Genomic DNA, 20,385 nt, shown 5'->3' on the forward strand with positions numbered 1-20,385 from the left:
GCGTCCTGGCTGATACCCCGGTATCTGGACGTGTTTTTGTATGTAATGTTTGTCGTACCTGGAGAGAGACAAAATGACGAATAACCTTCAAAACGATGCTCGCTGGGATGCCAGCCGCGTAATCCATGCACCAACTGGTGCTGAAAAAGTTTGTAAAACCTGGGTGGCGGAGGCTGCTTATCGCATGATTCAGAACAATCTGGACCCCGCCGTGGCAGAAAATCCTAAACACCTGGTCGTGTACGGTGGCATTGGTCGCGCAGCGCGTAACTGGGAATGTTTTGATCAGATTCTGGCATCGTTGAAGGCTCTGGGCGAAGATGAAACTTTGCTGATTCAATCTGGCAAACCGGTCGGCGTGTTCAAAACTCATGAAGACGCACCGCGTGTTTTGATCGCGAATTCAAACCTGGTACCTAAGTGGGCAAATTGGGAACACTTCAATGAACTCGACCGCAAAGGCTTGTTCATGTACGGACAGATGACTGCAGGTAGCTGGATTTATATCGGCACCCAAGGCATTGTTCAGGGAACCTATGAAACCTTTGCAGAAGCTGGCCGCCAGCACTTCAATGGTGATTGGGGCGGCCGCTGGATACTGACTGCTGGTTTAGGTGGTATGGGCGGTGCACAGCCATTGGCTGCAAGTTTTGCAGGTGCGGTTTCTTTAAATATCGAATGCCAACAAAGCAGTATTGATTTTCGCCTGCGTACCCGCTACGTCGACAAACAAGCCAAAGATTTGGACGACGCACTTGCATTAATCAAACATCATTGCGACCGCAAAGAAGCGGTATCGATTGCCTTGCTGGGCAATGCTGCTGAAATTTTGCCAGAACTGGTTCAGCGTGCGAAAGCGGGTGGCATGAAGCCAGATCTGGTGACCGATCAGACTTCCGCTCATGATTTGATTAATGGTTACCTGCCTATCGGTTGGTGCGTTGAGCAATGGAAAGCAGCTCAACATGATGCCAGCCAACATGCCAAACTGACTGCGGACGCAGCGCAGGCCTGTGCGGTTCACGTGCAAGCGATGCTGGATTTCCATGCGATGGGTATCCCCACCGTAGATTACGGCAATAACATCCGTCAGGTGGCGTTTGACACCGGCGTTAAAAATGCCTTTGATTTTCCTGGCTTTGTTCCTGCCTACATTCGTCCTTTGTTCTGTGATGGCAAAGGCCCATTCCGTTGGGTGGCTTTGTCTGGCGATCCGGAAGATATCCGTAAAACGGATGCCAAGATTAAAGAACTGTTCCCGCACAATAAAGGCGTACACAAATGGCTGGACATGGCGGGCGAACGCATTGCGTTCCAGGGCTTGCCAGCGCGGATTTGCTGGCTAGGTTTGGGCGAGCGCCATATTGCTGGTCTGGCATTCAATGAAATGGTTAAAAATGGCGAACTCAAAGCGCCTATCGTAATTGGTCGCGACCACCTGGATACCGGCTCTGTCTCCAGTCCAAATCGTGAAACAGAAGGTATGAAAGATGGCACTGATGCTGTTTCTGACTGGCCTTTACTGAACGCTTTGCTCAATACCGCTGGCGGTGCGAGCTGGGTTTCTCTGCATCATGGTGGTGGCGTTGGTATGGGATATTCGCAGCATTCGGGTATGGTGATCGTTGCTGATGGTACTGAGGCCGCTGCTAAACGTCTGGCACGCGTGCTGGTCAATGATTGCGGCTCTGGCGTTATGCGTCATGCGGATGCGGGCTACGAACAGGCCGTTGCATGCGCTAAGCGTGAAGGCTTGAATCTGCCGATGATTAAGTAAAACATTAGAAAAAATAAAGAGAGAAAAATAATGACTAAGCATTTTGAAATTCATCCGGGCGAATTCAGTCTGTCCGATCTGCGCGCCATCTGGACTGCGTCACAGCCATTGAAATTGACACCAGGCGCCTATGCCGCGATCAATGCATCGGCTGATACGATTCATAAAATTGTCGCCAAGGGCGATGCAGCTTACGGGATCAATACCGGTTTTGGTAAATTAGCCAAAACCCGTATTCCGGATGAGCAATTAGAGCTGTTGCAACGCAATCTGATTTTGTCGCATTCGGTAGGCTCGGGTGAATTGATTTCCGATGAAGTTGTACGTCTGATTTTAGCGATGAAGATCGCCAGTCTGGCACGTGGCTTCTCTGGCATTCGTGCATCGGTGATCGATAGCATGATTGCGATGTATAACGCAGGCATCATGCCGACCATTCCGGTCAAAGGTTCAGTCGGTGCTTCCGGTGATCTGGCGCCATTGTCACACATGACGCTGGCATTGCTGGGTGAAGGCGATGTGCGTGTGAACGGTAAGTTGGTTCCTGCCAAAGAAGCACTTGCACAAGCAGACATTACGCCAGTCGTATTGGCGGCAAAAGAAGGTCTGGCATTGATCAATGGCACACAAGTGTCAACTGCTCTGGCGCTGAATGGCTTGTTCCTCGCAGAACGTTTGTTAGAAGCAGCAACCATTACTGGCGCTTTGTCAGTCGATGCCGCTAAAGGTAGCGATGCGCCATTTGATGCACGTATCCACACAAGCCGCGGTCAGCCAGGCCAGATTACGACTGCCGCAATTTATCGTGAACTGCTCAAGGGTAGTGAAATCCGCCTGTCGCATTTAGTTAATGATGAACGCGTACAAGATCCTTACTGTTTGCGTTGCCAACCGCAAGTCATGGGTGCCTGCCTTGATATCATCAACAATGCGGCACGTACTTTGCTGATCGAAGCCAATGCCGTGACTGATAATCCATTGGTCTTTGTTGAAACTGGTGAGGTGATTTCTGGCGGTAACTTCCATGCCGAACCTGTCGCATTTGCGGCAGATACGCTGGCATTGGCGATTGCTGAAATCGGTTCGATTTCGGAGCGCCGCATTGCTCTGCTGATTGATTCTTCCATCTCAGGTTTGCCACCATTCCTGGTGCCATCATCTGGTCTGAATTCTGGCTTCATGATCGCCCACGTGACTGCTGCTGCGTTGGCGTCGGAAAACAAATCCCACGCCCATCCGTCCAGTGTTGACACGATTCCGACATCGGCTAATCAGGAAGATCACGTCAGTATGGCGACTTTTGGTGCGCGTCGTTTGCACGAAATGGCACACAATACGGCTACCATTGTTGGTATAGAATTGTTAGCGGCAGCGCAGGGTGTGGATTTCCATGCGCCACTCAAAACGTCGGAGATACTGACCCAAGTGCATCAATCTTTGCGTGGCAAAGTGGCTTTCTATGATAAAGATCGCTTCTTTGCACCAGATATCGAAGCAGCAAAAGAACTGGTCGTGTCTGGTAGTTTGAGTGCACAATGTCAACATCTGTACCAACACTTATATTTAGCCTAAGTTGATCTGAAAATCTGATTATGCGTAAATGGACCCATCAGGACTATCACACCATGCCATGGAAAAATGGCGGCGGCAGCACGACTGAGCTGGCGATTTTTCCTTCGGATGCCACGCTGGATAATTTTGTCTGGCGTTTGAGTACTGCAACGGTGAATACTGATGGACCATTTTCGCATTTTGCTCAGATAGACCGTACGCTGGCTATTTTGTCGGGTGCGGGCCTGATTTTGCATACCGACGATGGCCAGCAGGCACCTGCTGCTAGCATTGAGTTGACGCAGACAAGTACGCCACACAGGTTTTCCGGTGAGCTACCGATCAATGCTGAGTTGATTGCCGATACCGTCCTTGATCTGAACATGATGACGCGACGTGACGTGTGTAGCCACTACATGCAAAGACTTTCAGCTGGCGAACACTTCGTCGCTGCTGGTGACGCGCAACAATTGCTGCTGTATTGCGCTAAAGGCACGGCGACGCTGAGTTCTGGTGAGCAAATCATTGCAGGTGATCTGTGTTTATTCGAAGAACGTCACGAGCATGAAGGCATTATTTTAGGATTTTCCGCGGATGAAGGTTCGGACGTATATTTGATTCGCGTCCATTTTTTAAATATGGGACAAAGCTGATGCCGCATTGGGATAGCTTATGGAAAAACCTGCATCTGGCAACCATGACCGATGGTTATGGTGAGATACGGGATGCAGCAATCGCTGTGAGTAACGGCAAAATTGCGTGGCTAGGCGCAGCGGCGGATTTACCAACGGATTTTATTGCTGATACCATACACGATGGTGCTGGTTGCTGGCTGACACCGGGTCTGATCGATTGTCATACCCATCTGGTGTACGCCGGTAATCGCAGCAATGAATTTGAAGCGCGCTTAAATGGCGTTGCCTATGAAGAAATCGCCCGTCAGGGTGGTGGTATTGTGTCTACTGTCAATGCTACTCGCGCCGCTACCGAAGATGATTTATTACAAGCCTGCTTACCGCGTTTAAAGAGTCTGCTGTCTGAAGGTGTAACAACGCTGGAAATCAAATCTGGCTATGGTCTTGATCTGGAAACAGAAGGGCGGATTTTACGTGTCGCTAGGCGGATAGGGCGTGAATTTCCGGTACGAGTCAAAACCACGTTTTTGGGGGCGCATGCGGTTCCGCCAGAATACGCGGGCCGTTCAGACGATTACATCAACCTGGTTTGTGACGTGATGCTTCCGGCGCTGCATGCGGAAGGTCTGGTAGATGCAGTGGATGTGTTTTGCGAAAAAATTGGCTTTACTCCCGCACAAACTGAGCGGGTATTTCAGGCGGCAAAATCCCTTGGTTTGCCAGTTAAACTGCATGCTGAGCAATTGTCCGATCAGGGTGGAGCAGGGTTGACCGCACGTTATCACGGTTTATCTGCCGATCATCTTGAATATTTGTCAGATGACGGTATTGCCGCGATGGCTAAGCATGGCACGGTGGCCGTGTTGTTACCTGGCGCTTTCTACTTTTTGCGTGAAACGAAATACCCACCGTTGGCAGCGTTGCGTGCAGCAGGCGTACCGATTGCCCTGGCGACCGATTGCAATCCGGGAACTTCGCCTATGACTTCGTTGTTATTGACCATGAATATGGCGTGCACAATTTTCCGTATGACGCCTTTAGAAGCGTTGCAGGGAATCACCTGTAACGCGGCGCGTGCTCTGGGTCTTTCAGCGGAAATTGGAACCCTGGAAGTAGGGAGAGCAGCCGATTTTGTGATTTGGAACATAGATCGCCCTGCGGATCTGGCATATTTTATTGGTGGTAGTCCGGCACAGATAAAAGTTGTATCCGGGCGCCATGTCTGAAGCGCACTTTTTTAAATTCTGTTCATCTGTGTTCGCAAATGGGACATGCCAATTCAGCGTTTCGATTTGACATTTATTAACCCCGCCATGGCGGGGTTTGTTTTTTTTATCAGTACTTGAGACGTATAATGTTGCAAAAAAATGAATGATGTACTTTGTATAAGCTTATTCTTCAATTCGACCAGCGACAATGACGCTTGGTTAGTGCAAAGTATCGTCTGAATAGCTATCAATTCGCTCGAGGTAAACCGTGACAACATCCACTCCTGAAACAAAGATATCCATCCCACTCTGGCGTCGTTGGCAACTGGTACGAATCCTCGGGGTCATCGTAGTATTGACCCTATTGCTGGCAATCCTGAGCTGGGCATTGCTGCCGGGTTATGTCAAACGTATCGCCGCTGAACAAACACGAACCCAGATAGGTCGTAAGCTAGACATAGACGAGATTCATTTCTCGCCATTTCAACTGATACTGACAGCAGATGGTGTCCGTTTATACGAAGCAGATCAAAAGGCCGTCGCGTTTGCTGTTAAAGAATTGGTGATTAAGCTATCGCTGAGTTCGGTATTTCATCAGGCTTTGGTTCTCAGTGAACTACAGTTAAGCGCTGCCGATGTCCATTTGGTGCGCTTGAGTGCTGACGGGCACGGTCTGTATAACTTCAGCGATGTTCTCGTAAAAATTGCCGCAATGCCTAAAAGTGACAACCCTTTCCGGTTTGCGATGGCAAATATTCAGGTCAAAAACAGTGCGATTGATCTTGACGATAAAGTCTTGGCAAAACAATTTAAGATCACTGATCTGAATATTGGTGTTCCATTTATTTCAAATTTCCCTAAAGCCATTGATAGTTTTGTTGATCCACATCTTTCTGGACGTATCAATGGCGCGGGTTTTGCGCTCAATGCGCGCGCCAAACCTTTCTCAAAAAGCCTGGCTACCACATTGGCAATCGATCTGGAACAACTGGATCTGTCGCAATACGTCGCTTATGTGCCAGTTGCTTTACCAGTCCAGATCGCTCGCGCCAAATTAAGCACTAAGCTTGATTTGAATTTCAAACGTGAACCACAAGCGCAAGTCTTATTGAGCGGAGACGTGCATCTGCAGGACGTTGATATCAAAGATAGCCAAGCTACAGATTTATTGAAACTCGCTGACTTGCACGCGCAAATTAAGCAGATGGATGTCATGACGGCGAGTGCAGAATTGACGCAGTTGCATTTGACTTCACCACAAGTCTGGATCGATTTTTCTCAAAAAAATGGCTTTAACTGGGCAAATTTAAGCACGCCAGATTCAAAAAAAGCAGCCCAAAGCAGACTCGCAAAAGCGATCCCAGACAAAAAATCGCAAGTCGTCGCTGTACCAGCTCCGGCTCTGCCATTCATCAGCATCCATGATTTGCAAATCCATGGCGGCGAAGTTCATGTTTCTGACGCCGTCCATGCCCAGCCTGCACAAACGCTGGAATTGCAGCATCTGGTGTTACAGGTGAAAGGTCTGAGCACAGCAAAAGACGCTCCAGCAGCGCCGGTAAAATTGACGCTCGCGACTAACACTGACGAAAAAGTAGATTTTGAAGGTGAGCTTCAGGCGTTGGCAGGCAGCCTCAAAGGTAAGCTGACGCTCAATGATATTGAGTTGTCGCACTATCAAAACTTTATATCGCCATTTTTGCGTGCGAATTTGAGCGCAAAACTCAATGCAAAAACTGAGCTTGACTTTAATCCAGAGCGGTTTTCACTCAACGAGTTAAGCGTCAATTTGGATCATCTGCGTTTGCAAGGCAAGCCAGACGATGGCAGTGTTGCGTTTGATTCTTTGGTGATAGAAAAAGCGCGGTTAGATACTCAGGCCAAAACGTTGACAGTTCCTGCTGTGTCGCTGAATGGTGTTAAAACTGATCTACGGCGTGACAATCAAGCGGTTCTTGGTTTTCAGCATTGGTTGGCAGTGAACAGCAAGGCTGGGCAGGACGCACCAGCTACTGTGAAAGCTCAGGCAGTTGGTCCTGCATGGAGAGTGAATCTGGAGCAATTTGACTTAAAAGACAGTGAAATTGCGTTTAACGATCAGTCTGTCAATCCGACTGTAAAGCTCAATGCCAATGGTATTAATCTAAGCCTGAGCCAATTTAAGAGCGATTTGTCACAAGCTTTTAAACTTAGTCTGAAGTCACATTTTAATCGCAAAGGTCAGTTCAATTTTAATGCTCAGGCCACACCGCAATTAAAACAATTGAGTGTGACTTTAGATGCTCAAAGCTTGCCGGTCGCGGCGTTTTATCCGTATTTCTCGAAGTTGTTGAATGTGGAAATTACCAAGGGACGTGCTAGTGCAAAAGGTAAGCTCGATATGAGTGATGTTTTGCTAGATCAAAGGCAATTTGCTTACAACGGCAGCCTGAGTTTTAATGATTTTAAAATCTATGAAAATGGAAGTGATGATGATTTCTTAGAATGGAAGGATATTATCTTCGATGGTATTAATGCCAAGATAGGTAGTGCTCAGCCGGTCATCAATTTAAAAAAACTGACTCTGAATGACTTTTTTGCGCGCGTGGTTTTATCTGAAAAGGCGAGACTGAATTTGCAGGATATTCTGGTCAAAAATACTTCAGCCAAGACAGCACCGGATAGCGTAATAACCCCCGCAAACCCGGTGCCCACATCAGTGGCATCAGTATCTGCATCGGCAGCGGAAACATCTAAAGCTGATAATAAGGTGGCAGGCAAAGCCGCAATGCCAACTGTCATACGAATAACACAAACCGAACTGCATGGTGGAAATGTCAACTTCACTGATAATTTTATTAAACCGAATTACCATGCCAATCTGACCAATATCAGCGGCAGTATCGGGTTACTTGCTTCGGATAATCCGCAACCGGCAAATCTGGAATTGCACGGCACTGTTGATAACGATGCACCTTTGTTGATTTCTGGCGCGATTAATCCGCTGGCGTCGCCCATTTTCTTGGATATCACCGGTAGTGCCAATGGTCTGGAATTAACTCGCTTGACACCTTACTCTGCCAAATATGCTGGTTATCCGATAGAAAAAGGTAAGCTGTCTATGCAAGTCAGCTACCACGTTGAAAATCAACAACTGAAAGCAGAAAATTCCATCACGCTTGATCAGTTGACCTTTGGCGAGTACGTGGATGGCCCGAATGTGACCAAGTTACCGGTTATGCTGGCTGTGGCATTGTTACGTGATAATCAAGGACGAATAGCGATCAACTTACCGATTTCAGGCTCATTAAGCGATCCTCAGTTTTCTGTTGGGGGGATCATTTTTAAAGTGTTTGTAAACCTGATTACTAAAGCGGTGACATCGCCATTTGCCATACTCGGTTCGATGTTTGGTGGTAGCGAGGAGCTGTCCTATGTCGAATTTAATCCGGGCCTCGCTGTACTTACGCCACCAGCGATGGCAAAACTAGATAATTTGGCTAAGGCACTCAATCATCGGTCGGGGTTGAAACTCGATATTGTTGGTCGCGTTGATCCAGAAAGTGACGGCGTTGGGGTTCGAAAAACTGTATTGGAGTCGAAATTACGTGATGCTAAATGGCGCGAACTTCATCAAAAAGATCGCAGTATTAAATTGGCTGATATCGAATTGAACGCAGATGATCGCAATAAATACCTGCAAATCGTCTATCAGGCAGAGAAATTTGATAAGCCGCGCAATTTGATCGGCATGGCAAAAACGCTACAGACACCAGAAGCGGAAGCATTAATTTTGAAAAATATGTCCGTCTCAGAGGATGATTTGCGGGTCTTGGCTCAACAGCGGGAAGATGTAGTCAGGGATTATCTGGAAAATACCGGCAAAGTTCAACGCGACCGTTTGTATCTGATTGCCCCGAAGCTTGATAGCTCGGGTATAAAGGATAAGGGTGCATCAAATCGCGTGGATTTCTCTTTGAAATAAAGCATCAAAGAAGTTCGAAATGAGGTGCTTCTTTTTATGTTTCAGATTGTTTTTTATACGGACTAAACGCTTGCTGCGCTTGTTCTAAAATTTTGCGAACAAATTATTGATGCAAGCTGGCAATTCTGGTTGTTTTGGAATGCGTCTTGATTTATGCTGACTTAATCGATTCGTTACTTTTGTGTGGGGAGAAACAATGACATCTGCAAACCTGGCTAATATTTTGTATGTTGAGGATGATCCCGATATTCAAACGGTGGCGCAGATTGCTTTAGAGGTTGTGGGTGGATTTGCTTTGCGAACCTGTAGTTCAGGGGCTCAGGCTCTGACTGAGATAAAGTCTGGCTTTGTGCCAGATTTGCTGTTGTTGGATGTCATGATGCCCAATATGGATGGTCCGACAACTTTGGCTGAATTACGCAAGTTGGCTACCACAGCGCAAACCCCAGTCATCTTTATGACGGCGAAGGTACAATCATCCGAGCTCGATTATTACAAGTCGTTGGGAGCGATCGGGGTCATCGCCAAGCCCTTTGACCCTATGGAATTGTCGACACAGGTGATGAAGCTTTGGCAGGAAAGGGTATAGATGACCGATAAAAATGATAGCTTGCAAGAGAAACTGCGCGCTTTAGAGGCTGTTTTTTTACAAAAACTTCCGTCTAAGTTTGATGAGATCATCTCCGCTTTAGAGCTATTCCAGCATGAACCGGAAAACAAAGACGCCCTGACAGTGTTGCATCGCCACCTACATACAATGGCGGGTTCTGCTGGAACCTTTGGGTTTGCTGAGTTGGGTGTGCAAGCGAGAGTTTTTGAGTCTAAGGTCAAACCTTGGTTGGTAATTACTCGTCCAGAACAAGATGAACTAAATGCTTTTGCCAGTGAAGTGAGCAAATATTTTACCTTGGCGCGAGGTCGACTCAACACGATGGCAAGTCAAGAGGATGATTTTGTCGAACAAAGACCTGAAGTCGCTCATACCGACCACCATTCTAGTTTAATTTATCTGGTCGATGAAGATAGTGAACAACAACTGGCGATCACCACGCAATTAGAACATTTTGGTTATGAAGTTGTGTGTATTGCACAACTTAAAGATCTTGCTGTCGCCGTTGCAACCCGCCGTCCCGATGTTATCGTCATTGAATTGAGTTTTCCGGAAGGTAAAATTTCTGGCGTCGATGAAATCAAAAAAATAGAACAATTACAACGCTTAAGAATTCCAACGATTTTTGTTTCTAAATCAAGCAGTTTTGAATCGCGTTTAATCGCGGTACGTGCGCATGGCGATGGTTATTTTACTAAGCCTTTGGATGTGGTTGCGGTGACGGAACGCATTGATAATATCCTGCAGCATGGTGACAATAAAGGTTATCGCATTTTGATTGTGGATGATGACACGGTCACATCAAAATTCTATGGGACGATTTTGCGCGATGCTGGCATGAACGTGCGCTTACTTAGTGATCCCACCCAGATCTTATCGGTGATGACGGATTTTCGTCCGGAACTGCTGTTACTCGACATTTACATGCCGGTTTGCAGCGGTGTTGAATTGTCGCATCTGATACGTCAGGATAATTCCTATGTGGACGTGCCTATTGTTTTTCTATCTAGTGAAGTAGATTTAGATAAACAACTGGAAGCCGTCCGTGCTGGTGCTGATGATTTTATTACTAAACCAGTGTCACCAGAATATCTGATTTCTTCCTTATCTACCCGTGCTGAGCGGTATCGTTCTTTGCGTGCCTTGATTATGCGCGATGGTCTGACGAGTTTGTTAAATCATACTGCGATCAAAGAACAGTTAGCTTCAGAGATTTTGCAGGCAGGGCGCAATGGTTCTCACTTGGCACTGGCAATGATCGACCTGGATTATTTTAAACAGGTCAATGACAATTACGGGCATGCAACCGGGGATCAGGTCTTGCGCACCCTGGCGCGCTTGCTACGTCAGCGTTTGCGGCGCAGTGATATTGTTGGCCGTTACGGAGGTGAAGAATTTGCGATCATTTTCCCTGACACCACAGCCAGCACCGCACGTAAGGTGTTGGATCAGGTACGGGTTGCGTTTGCGAAGATCCGTCAACATTCTGAAGATGTTGAATTTTCTGTGACTTTTTCCGGTGGCGTTGCTGATTTAGCAGCAACGACAGATGCCGATCAATTGTTTGACGTTGCTGACTCCGCGATGTACGTTTCTAAACAGAGTGGTCGTAACCGAATTACGTTGGCATAAGCTCTCGCAGACCTTATCTCCTTATAAAAAAGCCTGAACTTGGTTCAGGCTTTTTTGTTTCTGCGTGGTTTATAGTCATATCGCGGAACGCAGGTAAATAATTTTTTAAGCGATCTTTTGTAAGCCGGAAGCTTTAATTTTTGATTCCAGCGCTTTACCTTTGCGGGCGCGTTTATTGATATGGATGCTTAGGCTGGTAGCGCTGAGGTTGACCTCTTGTTCTTTGCCACCACGACCTACGCCACGTACTTTGACACCTTTCTGACTAATCGCTTGCGCGCCAATCAGCATTTCTTTATCTTCCAACTCCATCAGAATCACGCCGCGACCACCGCTGGATAATTGTTTGATTTCGGCCAGACCAAATACTAATAGCCTGCCTTTTTCTGACAAGCAGGCAATCGCGCTGGCATCGTCGCTGATGATGGCGGGTGGCAATGGGAGATCGGATTCTTCGAGGGTCATAAAAGCTTTGCCTGCCTTCATGCGCCCGACCATATCGCCGACTTTGGCGGTAAAGCCATAACCAGCGCTGGACGCCAGTAATAAGCCTGTTTCATTATTTCCAGCGAAGTAATGCAATATTTTGCTACCACTCGCCAGATCGATCAGCGTCGTGATAGGTACACCATCACCACGTGCCCCCGGTAGGGCGGAGACGGCGACAGAATATACGCGACCATTGGAACCGAAGACCAGCAAATTGTCGACGGTACGGCATTCAAACGTGCCATACAGGCTATCACCCGCTTTGAACGTAAATTGTGCTGCCTCATGACCGTGACCAGTACGTGCGCGTACCCAGCCTTTTTCTGAGATAACGACAGTCACTGGTTCATCAACCACTTTTTGTTCTATCGACGCACGTGCAGCTTCTTCGATGACAGTGCGGCGGGCGTCGCCGAATTGTTTGGCGTCAGCTTCAATCTCTTTGATCAGCATTTTTTTCATCGATGCTGGATTATCAAGCAGATCAGTTAGTGTGGCTTTTTCTTTGCGTAATTCAGCCAATTCCTGTTGAATTTTGATCGTTTCCAGACGCGCTAACTGACGCAAACGGATTTCTAAAATGTCTTCTGCCTGACGGTCAGACAGTTTAAATGCCTGAATCAATGCTGGCTTTGGCTCATCCGACTCACGGATGATGCGTATGACTTCATCAATATTGAGCAAGATTGCTTCGCGACCTTCGAGGATATGAATCCTATCGTCGACTTTCTTCAAACGGAATTGCGTACGACGCGTCACCGTTGCAAAGCGGAATGCAATCCATTCGCTCAGAATATCCAACAATCCTTTTTGGCGTGGGCGTCCATCGCCACCAATCATGACTAGATTGATTGATGCAGAAGTTTCCAGCGACGTATGCGCCAATAACATTTGCATGAACTCGGTCTGATCCTGATTTTTGGATTTTGGCTCTAAAACCAGGCGTACTGGTGCATCTTTACCTGATTCATCGCGCACCGTATCGAGCACAGACAAAATCACTTGTTTTAAGCTAATTTGCTCTGGTGACAGGGTTTTCTTGCCTGTTTTGATTTTAGGATTGGTCAGCTCTTCGATTTCTTCCAGCACTTTTTGTGAAGACGTGCCCGGAGGTAGTTCTGTGACTACCGCTTGCCATTGGCCACGTGCCATTTCTTCGATTTTCCAGCGGGCACGCACTTTCATGCTGCCGCGTCCGGTCGCATACATATCGGCAATCGTTGCGGCAGGAGTGATGATCTGACCACCGCCCGGGAAATCAGGACCCGGTATCATTTCCATTAATTCAGCGTGTTTTAATCCCGGATTGCGTATCAAGGCGACAGCTGCTTTGGCAACTTCGGTCAGATTATGCGAAGGAATTTCTGTCGCTAAACCCACTGCAATCCCAGAGGCACCATTTAATAAAACGAAAGGCAGGCGGCTCGGTAGTAGTTTTGGTTCTTCCGTGGTGCCATCGTAGTTGGGCTGAAAATCAACCGTACCCTGATCGATTTCATCCATTAGCAATTTAGAAATCGGTGTCAGGCGTGCTTCTGTGTAACGCATCGCCGCTGCGCCATCTCCATCGCGTGAACCGAAGTTCCCTTGACCATCGATCAGTGGATAGCGTAATGAGAAATCTTGTGCCATTCGCACCAGTGCGTCATACACCGATTGATCGCCATGGGGATGTAATTTACCAAGCACATCACCGACTACCGCTGCGGATTTACGTGGTTTGGCCGACGAGTTTAGCCCTAATTCATTCATTGCATACAGAATGCGACGCTGAACTGGCTTCTGGCCATCGCAGACATCTGGTAAAGCACGGCCTTTAACGACTGAAATAGCGTAATCCAGATATGCCCGTTCCGCAAAGGTCGCCAGCGTCAAGGCTTCGCCATCATTAGGCGGTGGTGCTTGTTCAAATAAATTCGCTTGTTCGCTCATAGTGTCTAATTTTTTAAAACTTAATTCAAGGTGATGTTAGTGTTTGGTTTGCGCATGGTCAGCAGCATCTGAAATCAGATATCAGCCTCGACGGCGTTACCATGCTCTTCTATCCACGAGCGACGGGCAGCGGCTTCGCCTTTGCCCATCAGCATGTTGAAGCGCGCTTCAGAGAAATCCTGATCGAATTCACCAAGAGAAACCGGCAATAAACGGCGTGTATCTGGATTCATGGTGGTTTCCCATAACTGGGACGCGTTCATTTCACCCAGACCTTTAAAGCGGGAAATCGCCCAGGCGCCATCTTTGACCCCGTCTTTGCGTAGTTTGTCTTCAATCGCTGTCAGTTCACCGGTATCTAACGCATAGATTTTTTGCGCTGGTTTTTTACCGCGCGCCGGTGCATCCACGCGGAACAAAGGCGGGCGGGCAACGCAGATATGACCACGGGCGATCAATTGTGGGAAGTGTTTGAAGAACAGCGTCAACAACAAAACCTGAATATGTGAACCATCCACGTCAGCATCGGACAAGATACAGATTTTGCCGTAGCGCAGATTGCTCAGATCCGGATTGTCGTTCGGACCATGTGGATCAACCCCAATCGCTACCGCGATATCGTGAATTTCATTATTTGCAAACAATCGGTCACGTTCGGATTCCCACGAGTTCAGCACTTTTCCGCGCAAAGGTAAGATCGCCTGGAACTCTTTATCGCGCCCCATCTTAGCTGACCCACCCGCGGAGTCACCTTCAACTAAGAAGATCTCATTGCGGGTAATGTCACTTGATTCACAATCGGTCAATTTGCCTGGCAAGACAGCAACGCCGGAGGATTTTTTCTTTTCAACTTTTTGTGCAGAACGCAAACGCGATTGCGCTTGTTTGATCACCAGCTCAGCAAGTTTTTTACCATAGTCGACGTGCGAGTTCAGCCAGAGCTCTAGCGGTGGTTTAGTGAAGGAAGACACCAGACGCACCGCATCGCGTGAATTCAAACGTTCTTTGATCTGCCCCTGGAATTGTGGGTCCAGTACTTTGGCCGATAATACAAAAGAAACACGTGCAAATACATCTTCTGGCAACAGCTTCACGCCTTTTGGCAAGAGTGAGTGCATTTCAGCAAAGCTTTTAACGGCACCAAATAAGCCTTCACGCAAACCGGATTCATGCGTGCCGCCTGCGGGGGTAGGGATCAGATTGACGTAGGATTCGCGTACCACATTGCCTTCTTCTGTCCACGCTACGACCCAGGACGCGCCTTCGCCTTCGGCAAAGCCTTCGCTGTCCGAGTTAGCGAATTGTTCGCCTTCAAACAAAGGAATCAGCGGTTCGCCGTGCGAAGAATGCGCCAGAGCTTCGGTCAGGTAGCCGCGCAAGCCCTGGTCATATTGCCAGGTCTGGCTTTCTCCAGTCTTGGCGTTGGTCAGTGTGACTTTGACACCGGGCAGCAACACGGCTTTGGATCGCAATAAGCGTTGTAATTCCGCAAATGGAATATTGGCTGAGTCAAAATATTTGGCATCTGGCCAGATGCTGACGCGGGTGCCGTTCTTTTTGTCACCGCGACTTAATGGCTGGCTGCGCAAAGGTTCGATCACGTCGCCATCGGCAAACGTCAGCTGATGCATACCGGCTTCGCGCCAGACCGTGATTTCCAGACGCTTGGACAAGGCATTCGTGACGGACACGCCAACGCCGTGCAATCCACCGGAAAACGCATAAGCACCGCCTGAACCTTTGTCGAATTTACCACCGGCGTGCAGCCGGGTGAACACGATTTCGACTGTAGGTACGCCTTCTTCAGGGTGTAAACCCACCGGAATACCACGTCCGTCATCTTCGACGGTAACGCTGCTATCGGCATTGAGGGTGACCAAGATATTTTTACAATGGCCGCCTAGAGCTTCATCTGATGCATTATCGATCACCTCTTGAATAATATGTAAGGGGTTTTCGGTTCGGGTGTACATGCCCGGTCTTTGTTTGACCGGCTCCAAGCCTTTTAAGACGCGGATAGACGATTCGCTATAGTCGGATGGGGAAGTATTTTTTTTAGTGGCCATGCAAATAGAAATCTGTTGTTTTGGTTGAAATGTAATGGTATTTTGCAATTATTTAGTCAGGCGTACATAATTTCAATGTATTCTTCCGTACGTTTTGACAGCTATTGTAGCTGCAATGTGTAGATGGATAAACGATGTCACAAAAAACTCCAACGATCGCGATCAGACTGCTTGGATTTTCCGCAAAAGATGAAGAAACTTTTTTCAATGTGCTTGCCGTTGCACGAGAGAAAGGGTACCGCTACGCGTGCCTGAAGCCGGGGTCAGTACAGGATCCTGATATGTACATTGTCAATGCGGAACAAGTTTCTGCGCTGGCGACTTTATCAGATCTGCACCCCGGTGATGCACAACCAGTGTTGTTAATTGGTAAAACTGACGTGGATTTACCATATCAGACCATGCCAAGGCCCATTCGCTGGCGCAAAATTTTTGATGTGCTGGACGATTTGGTCAGCAAACGAGAATTGCTGCTGACTACCTTGAGCCCGCATGCAACTGTATCAGTGCATGAGCGCCGACGCGCAAAACGTCTGGATTTAGATTTAACCGACCCTGGTATCTATGAACGTATGCGTAAGCAACCAATGGCCAAGGGTGGAATTCTGGTGGTTGATAAAGACACGCAGTTTCGGGAATATGTCGCTGCTGTGATGGATCCTTATGGTTACACGGTAACCCTCGCTTCCGATGAGCGTAGTGCATTATTGTTAGATAGAAATAATCAGCACGCATTAACTTTGATTAACACATCTACCCCCAATGTAGATCCTTATCGGCTGTGTGATGGCTTAAAAAAGCAAAATGAAGGCTTAAAGACTTCAGTGATATTATTAATTGACCAGTCTTTTGAGTATAAAGTTAGTCTGGCCGAGCGGGTTAAATGCGCCGGATTTTTGGTTAAGCCGCTGTCGCGTCGTGTGCTCTTGCGTACTTTAAAGAAGTATTTACAGTTAGCACACTAATTGCGTGTTTCGGAATTAGTGTGCGTCATTTATTTCACCAAGTTCGCCATCCCGTGAGTTTTATTTGCTCAGCAGACGCATACCGCGTTCCAGTCCTTCTATCGTGACCGGGAACATGCGATTGCTCATCACTTGCCGGATAATTGAAATCGATTGACGGTATTGCCACAGACCTTCAGGTTCAGGATTGAGCCAGATGTATTTGGGGAATGTTGTTGCGAAACGCTGCAGCCATACGGCCCCCGCTTCTTCGTTGTTATATTCCACGGAGCCACCGGGTTGCAGGATTTCGTAGGGACTCATGGTGGCATCGCCGACAAAAATTAACTTGGTATCAGGTGGGTATTTACGCAGAATATCCCAGGTCGGAAATTTCTCGGCATGGCGACGGCGGTTGTTTTTCCATAAATAATCGTAGACGCAGTTATGGAAATAAAAGAATTCCATATTCTTAAATTCAGTTTTTGCTGCTGAAAACAATTCTTCAGTTTGCGCAATATGGTCATCCATGGTGCCGCCGACATCAAACAACATCAACACTTTGATGTTGTTTTTGCGTTCAGGCTGCATTTTAATGTCGAGATAGCCCGCATTATTCGCTGTAGCTTTGATAGTGGCGTCGAGTGCCAATTCTTCTTCCGCACCTTGACGTGCAAATTTGCGTAAGCGTCGTAGGGCAACTTTAATGTTGCGCGTACCTAGTTCGCGTTCGGCGTCGTAGTCTTTAAATGCGCGTTCTTCCCAGACTTTGATAGCACTGCGGTTACCTCCCTTGCCGCCGATGCGTATACCTTCTGGGTTCGATCCGCCGTTGCCGAAAGGAGAGGTGCCCCCAGTGCCTATCCATTTGCTGCCACCCTCGTGACGCTCTTTTTGTTCTTTTAAAAGTTCCTTCAAGCGATCCATGAGTTTGTTGTAGCCAAACTTTTCAATCGCGGCTTTTTGTTCGTCAGTTAATTCACGTTCTAGGCGTTTGGTCAGCCAATCTAAAGGAATCTCCGGATGCTTTTCAAAAATAGTGTCTATGCCTTTGAAGTACATGCCAAAGGCCTTATCAAATTTGTCGTAATGCGCTTCATCCTTGACCATGATGGTACGCGATAGAAAGTAAAAGTCGTCCAGCGACATGCTGATCAGACCTTTATCCAGGGCTTCTAGTAACATCAGAAATTCTTTAATCGACACCGGAATTTTGGCGTCTTTCAAGCTAAAGAAAAAATCAATCAGCACTTGTTTTGCTCTCTTAACTAAGTTAATTATTTGCGTATTTAGTTCTTATATTTAGATTGCATATACTGCAAATTCTTTTTTACGCCTGGCCATTCATGTTCCAGAATACTATAAACCACGGTATCGCGGATACGGCCGTTTGCCATGATAGTGTGGTTGCGCAAAAGGCCATCTCGTTTCGCACCAAGCCGCTCTATCGCTGCTTGTGACTTGTGATTGAAGTAATCGGTACGGAACTCAACCGCAATGCAGTTAAATACTTCAAATGCGTGGGTGAGCAATAATAGCTTGCATTCGGTGTTGACGCCGGTACGTTGCGCTGATTTTGCATACCAGGTGTGCCCGATTTCCAGTCGCCTGTTGTTGGGTTCCATTTTCCAGTAGCGCGTAGAGCCAACAATTTTTCCGCTGGCGTTGTCTCGGATCGCGAATGGAATGGCGGTCTGTTGGTGTTGCATGTCGAGCGCAGCAGCTAGCCATTGCTGTACATTTTTCGGTGCTGGAACAGAAGTAAAGAAGAGCTTCCATAGTTCGCCGTCAGCGACCGCGCTTTGGATTTCCGGCAAATGCTCCTGTGTGAGGGGTTCAAGCGTGACGTAAATGCCAGACAGTTGTATCGGAGTACATTGCATGATCGTTTCTTTCATTGAATTTATTGAATAAAGATGGAAAAAGGGAATATTTCCTCACGAGCTACACATGACTTTCGCATAATTTTTCTAGCTTGTTGCGTAACAGATGCGAAAAAATGATGAAAACAGTTTGATCGGACCTTTGATAGGAGGTTATAATCTTCTATTCACTCAGAACAACAGTAATGCTTGCTAACGAAAATAAAAGCCGTTATACTGCAAAGCTGTATAGAATTTTGCGGCGTGGCATTTAATCAAATGTTTTGACCTCGTCGCTTTGACCACGTTTAGGAAATCTCATGGCAAATACCGCACAAGCACGCAAACGTGCTCGTCAAGCAGTTAAACAAAACGCACATAACTCTAGCCAACGCTCGACTCTGCGTACAGCAATCAAAGCTGTTCGTAAAGCAATCGAAGCTGGTGATAAAGCTGCTGCTGCAACAATTTTTCAAGCATCTGTATCGACTATCGATCGTATCGCTGACAAAAAAATCATTCACAAGAACAAAGCTGCTCGCCATAAGAGCCGTTTAGCTTCTGCTCTGAAAGCATTGGCTTAATAGCTAAAGCTTAAATTTGTTGCTTGGGCACTGAGCTCAATCGACGAATATATTCAGATGTGAAAAGAAAAAAACCGCAAATTTTTGCGGTTTTTTTTGCTTTCCTTGCATCTTTGTTGGTCTCAGTGATGTTCTGGGTGTTCTGGATATTCTCTTTGATATTCTGATCGTGCTACTGTTTTTCCACCAGAAGGAGCGATGTTGCGCGCGAGGACGTAATCATTCCTTGGGCTGTTTGTAATACCTTGACCGACCAAAGCTTGTGCTTTTCAGGTCGGTTCGTAGTATCCAATGATGGAGTATGTGCTCTTACTTCAGTGGCAAGCCTTCAATCTTCATGCCTGGTTTGATATTTTTTTGTTTAAACCAGCCTAAATTCATTTCTAAAGCGTAGTTGACGGTTCTTTTTGCGCAATGGGAATCTAATGTTTCTGGCTGCATATCTTCAATGTTGACGATGCGGCCGTCTATATCGATAAATGCGACAGATAAAGGAATTAGTGTGTTTTTCATCCACATGCAAACGCCTGCAGGAGCGCCAAAATCGAAAACCATGCCTTCATTGCTGCCCATTTTTGTTCTTAGCATTAAGCCTTGTTCACGCTCTGCAGGCGTGGTGGCGAATTCTGCCTGGATGACATAAATTCCTACTGATAACGGTTTGACAGGTAATTTTCCTTGCGTTTGTGCTTGTGAGGCCGTGCTCAATATGGCCAAAGTGGCTGCGCCCAGCAATTGCAGTGCGATAGTGGAGATTTTTGTCATAACCAATGGAGGAATTTAATTTTAAAAGCCGTATCGTACAGTAAAAAAAAAGGGCAGGAAAAGCTCCCGCCCATATTTTTGATTTAACAAGTACTTATTTTGATGTTGCTGCAGAAGAAGCTGCTGTGTCAGCAGCTTCTTTTTTGTGTTTTTTGTGTTTTTTTGCTTTTTTGGCTGGTGCAGCCGCGTCAGCTGCTGGTGCGGCAGTAGGCGCTGCAGGGGTTGCCGGAGCTTGGGCGAAAGCCGCGGAAGCAAATAAACCAACGATTAAGGTAGCGATCAATTTTTTCATTTTAAGTCCTTCAAAAAAGTAATTGTTAAGAAGTACGGTAAGTGCGATTCCATTGAACCAATTATGACAACGAA

The 20,385-nt window shown here is 47.0% G+C and carries 15 protein-coding genes; 9 read left to right on the top strand and 6 right to left on the bottom strand.

The annotated features are described in order from the left end of the window. Positions 1–73: 73 nt before the first annotated feature. The 7 genes from hutU (at position 74) to H8K32_RS06965 (ending at position 11,377) form a co-directional block, all read left to right on the top strand. Positions 74–1,777, top strand: coding sequence for a urocanate hydratase (hutU, locus tag H8K32_RS06935; RefSeq protein ID WP_186911758.1), 1,704 nt, complete (start codon positions 74–76; stop codon positions 1,775–1,777). A 30-nt stretch (positions 1,778–1,807) separates the two neighbouring features. After that, positions 1,808–3,349, top strand: coding sequence for a histidine ammonia-lyase (hutH, locus tag H8K32_RS06940; protein WP_186911759.1), 1,542 nt, complete (start codon positions 1,808–1,810; stop codon positions 3,347–3,349). A gap of 20 nt (positions 3,350–3,369) precedes the next feature. Next, positions 3,370–3,981 carry a HutD/Ves family protein gene (locus H8K32_RS06945; RefSeq protein ID WP_186911760.1) on the top strand — a complete coding sequence of 204 codons (612 nt, stop codon included), beginning with the start codon at positions 3,370–3,372 and terminating at the stop codon, positions 3,979–3,981. Further along, the gene (gene hutI / locus H8K32_RS06950; RefSeq protein WP_186911761.1) at positions 3,981–5,189 is read left to right on the top strand and encodes an imidazolonepropionase; all 1,209 of its coding nucleotides are present in this window, start codon (positions 3,981–3,983) and stop codon (positions 5,187–5,189) included. Before H8K32_RS06945 ends, hutI begins: the two co-directional genes overlap by 1 nt. 250 nt (positions 5,190–5,439) lie before the next feature. Next, positions 5,440–9,135 (top strand): DUF748 domain-containing protein, encoded by a 3,696-nt coding sequence (locus tag H8K32_RS06955; RefSeq protein ID WP_186911762.1) that lies wholly within the window; start codon positions 5,440–5,442, stop codon positions 9,133–9,135. Between the two features lie 196 nt (positions 9,136–9,331). Next, positions 9,332–9,724 (top strand): response regulator, encoded by a 393-nt coding sequence (locus H8K32_RS06960; RefSeq protein WP_186911763.1) that lies wholly within the window; start codon positions 9,332–9,334, stop codon positions 9,722–9,724. Beyond that, a complete protein-coding gene (locus tag H8K32_RS06965; RefSeq protein ID WP_186911764.1) occupies positions 9,725–11,377 on the top strand; it encodes a diguanylate cyclase in 1,653 nt (550 codons plus the stop codon). Between the two features lie 105 nt (positions 11,378–11,482). Here H8K32_RS06965 and parC read toward each other — a convergent pair whose 3' ends face one another. After that, the gene (gene parC / locus H8K32_RS06970) at positions 11,483–13,798 is read right to left on the bottom strand and encodes a DNA topoisomerase IV subunit A (protein WP_186911765.1); all 2,316 of its coding nucleotides are present in this window, start codon (positions 13,796–13,798) and stop codon (positions 11,483–11,485) included. Between the two features lie 74 nt (positions 13,799–13,872). Next, the gene (locus tag H8K32_RS06975) at positions 13,873–15,864 is read right to left on the bottom strand and encodes a DNA topoisomerase IV subunit B (protein WP_186911766.1); all 1,992 of its coding nucleotides are present in this window, start codon (positions 15,862–15,864) and stop codon (positions 13,873–13,875) included. A gap of 134 nt (positions 15,865–15,998) precedes the next feature. Here H8K32_RS06975 and H8K32_RS06980 point away from each other — a divergent pair, with 134 nt between their 5' ends. After that, entirely contained in the window at positions 15,999–16,829 is an 831-nt protein-coding gene (locus H8K32_RS06980; protein ID WP_186911767.1) for a response regulator, read from the top strand. A gap of 60 nt (positions 16,830–16,889) precedes the next feature. Here the strand turns inward: H8K32_RS06980 and H8K32_RS06985 are convergent, their stop codons facing one another. Further along, entirely contained in the window at positions 16,890–18,059 is a 1,170-nt protein-coding gene (locus tag H8K32_RS06985; RefSeq protein WP_186911768.1) for a VWA domain-containing protein, read from the bottom strand. Positions 18,060–18,097: 38 nt separating this feature from the next. Then, positions 18,098–18,691, bottom strand: a complete 594-nt coding sequence (locus H8K32_RS06990; RefSeq protein ID WP_186911769.1) for a GNAT family N-acetyltransferase — start codon at positions 18,689–18,691, stop codon at positions 18,098–18,100. A gap of 299 nt (positions 18,692–18,990) precedes the next feature. Between H8K32_RS06990 and rpsT the strand changes: the two genes are divergently transcribed. Next, positions 18,991–19,254, top strand: a complete 264-nt coding sequence (gene rpsT / locus H8K32_RS06995; RefSeq protein ID WP_186883248.1) for a 30S ribosomal protein S20 — start codon at positions 18,991–18,993, stop codon at positions 19,252–19,254. A gap of 309 nt (positions 19,255–19,563) precedes the next feature. Here rpsT and H8K32_RS07000 read toward each other — a convergent pair whose 3' ends face one another. Together H8K32_RS07000 and H8K32_RS07005 are read right to left on the bottom strand one after the other, a co-directional pair. Beyond that, positions 19,564–20,019, bottom strand: coding sequence for a DUF192 domain-containing protein (locus tag H8K32_RS07000; RefSeq protein ID WP_186911770.1), 456 nt, complete (start codon positions 20,017–20,019; stop codon positions 19,564–19,566). Positions 20,020–20,113: 94 nt separating this feature from the next. After that, positions 20,114–20,311: a hypothetical protein gene (locus H8K32_RS07005; RefSeq protein ID WP_186911771.1), complete on the bottom strand. Its 198-nt coding sequence runs from the start codon at positions 20,309–20,311 to the stop codon at positions 20,114–20,116. Between the last annotated feature and the right edge of the window lie 74 nt (positions 20,312–20,385).

It is taken from the genome of Cognatundibacterium jejuense (assembly GCF_014284255.1).
In the GTDB taxonomy this organism is placed as follows: Bacteria; Pseudomonadota; Gammaproteobacteria; order Burkholderiales; family Burkholderiaceae_D; genus Undibacterium; species Undibacterium jejuense.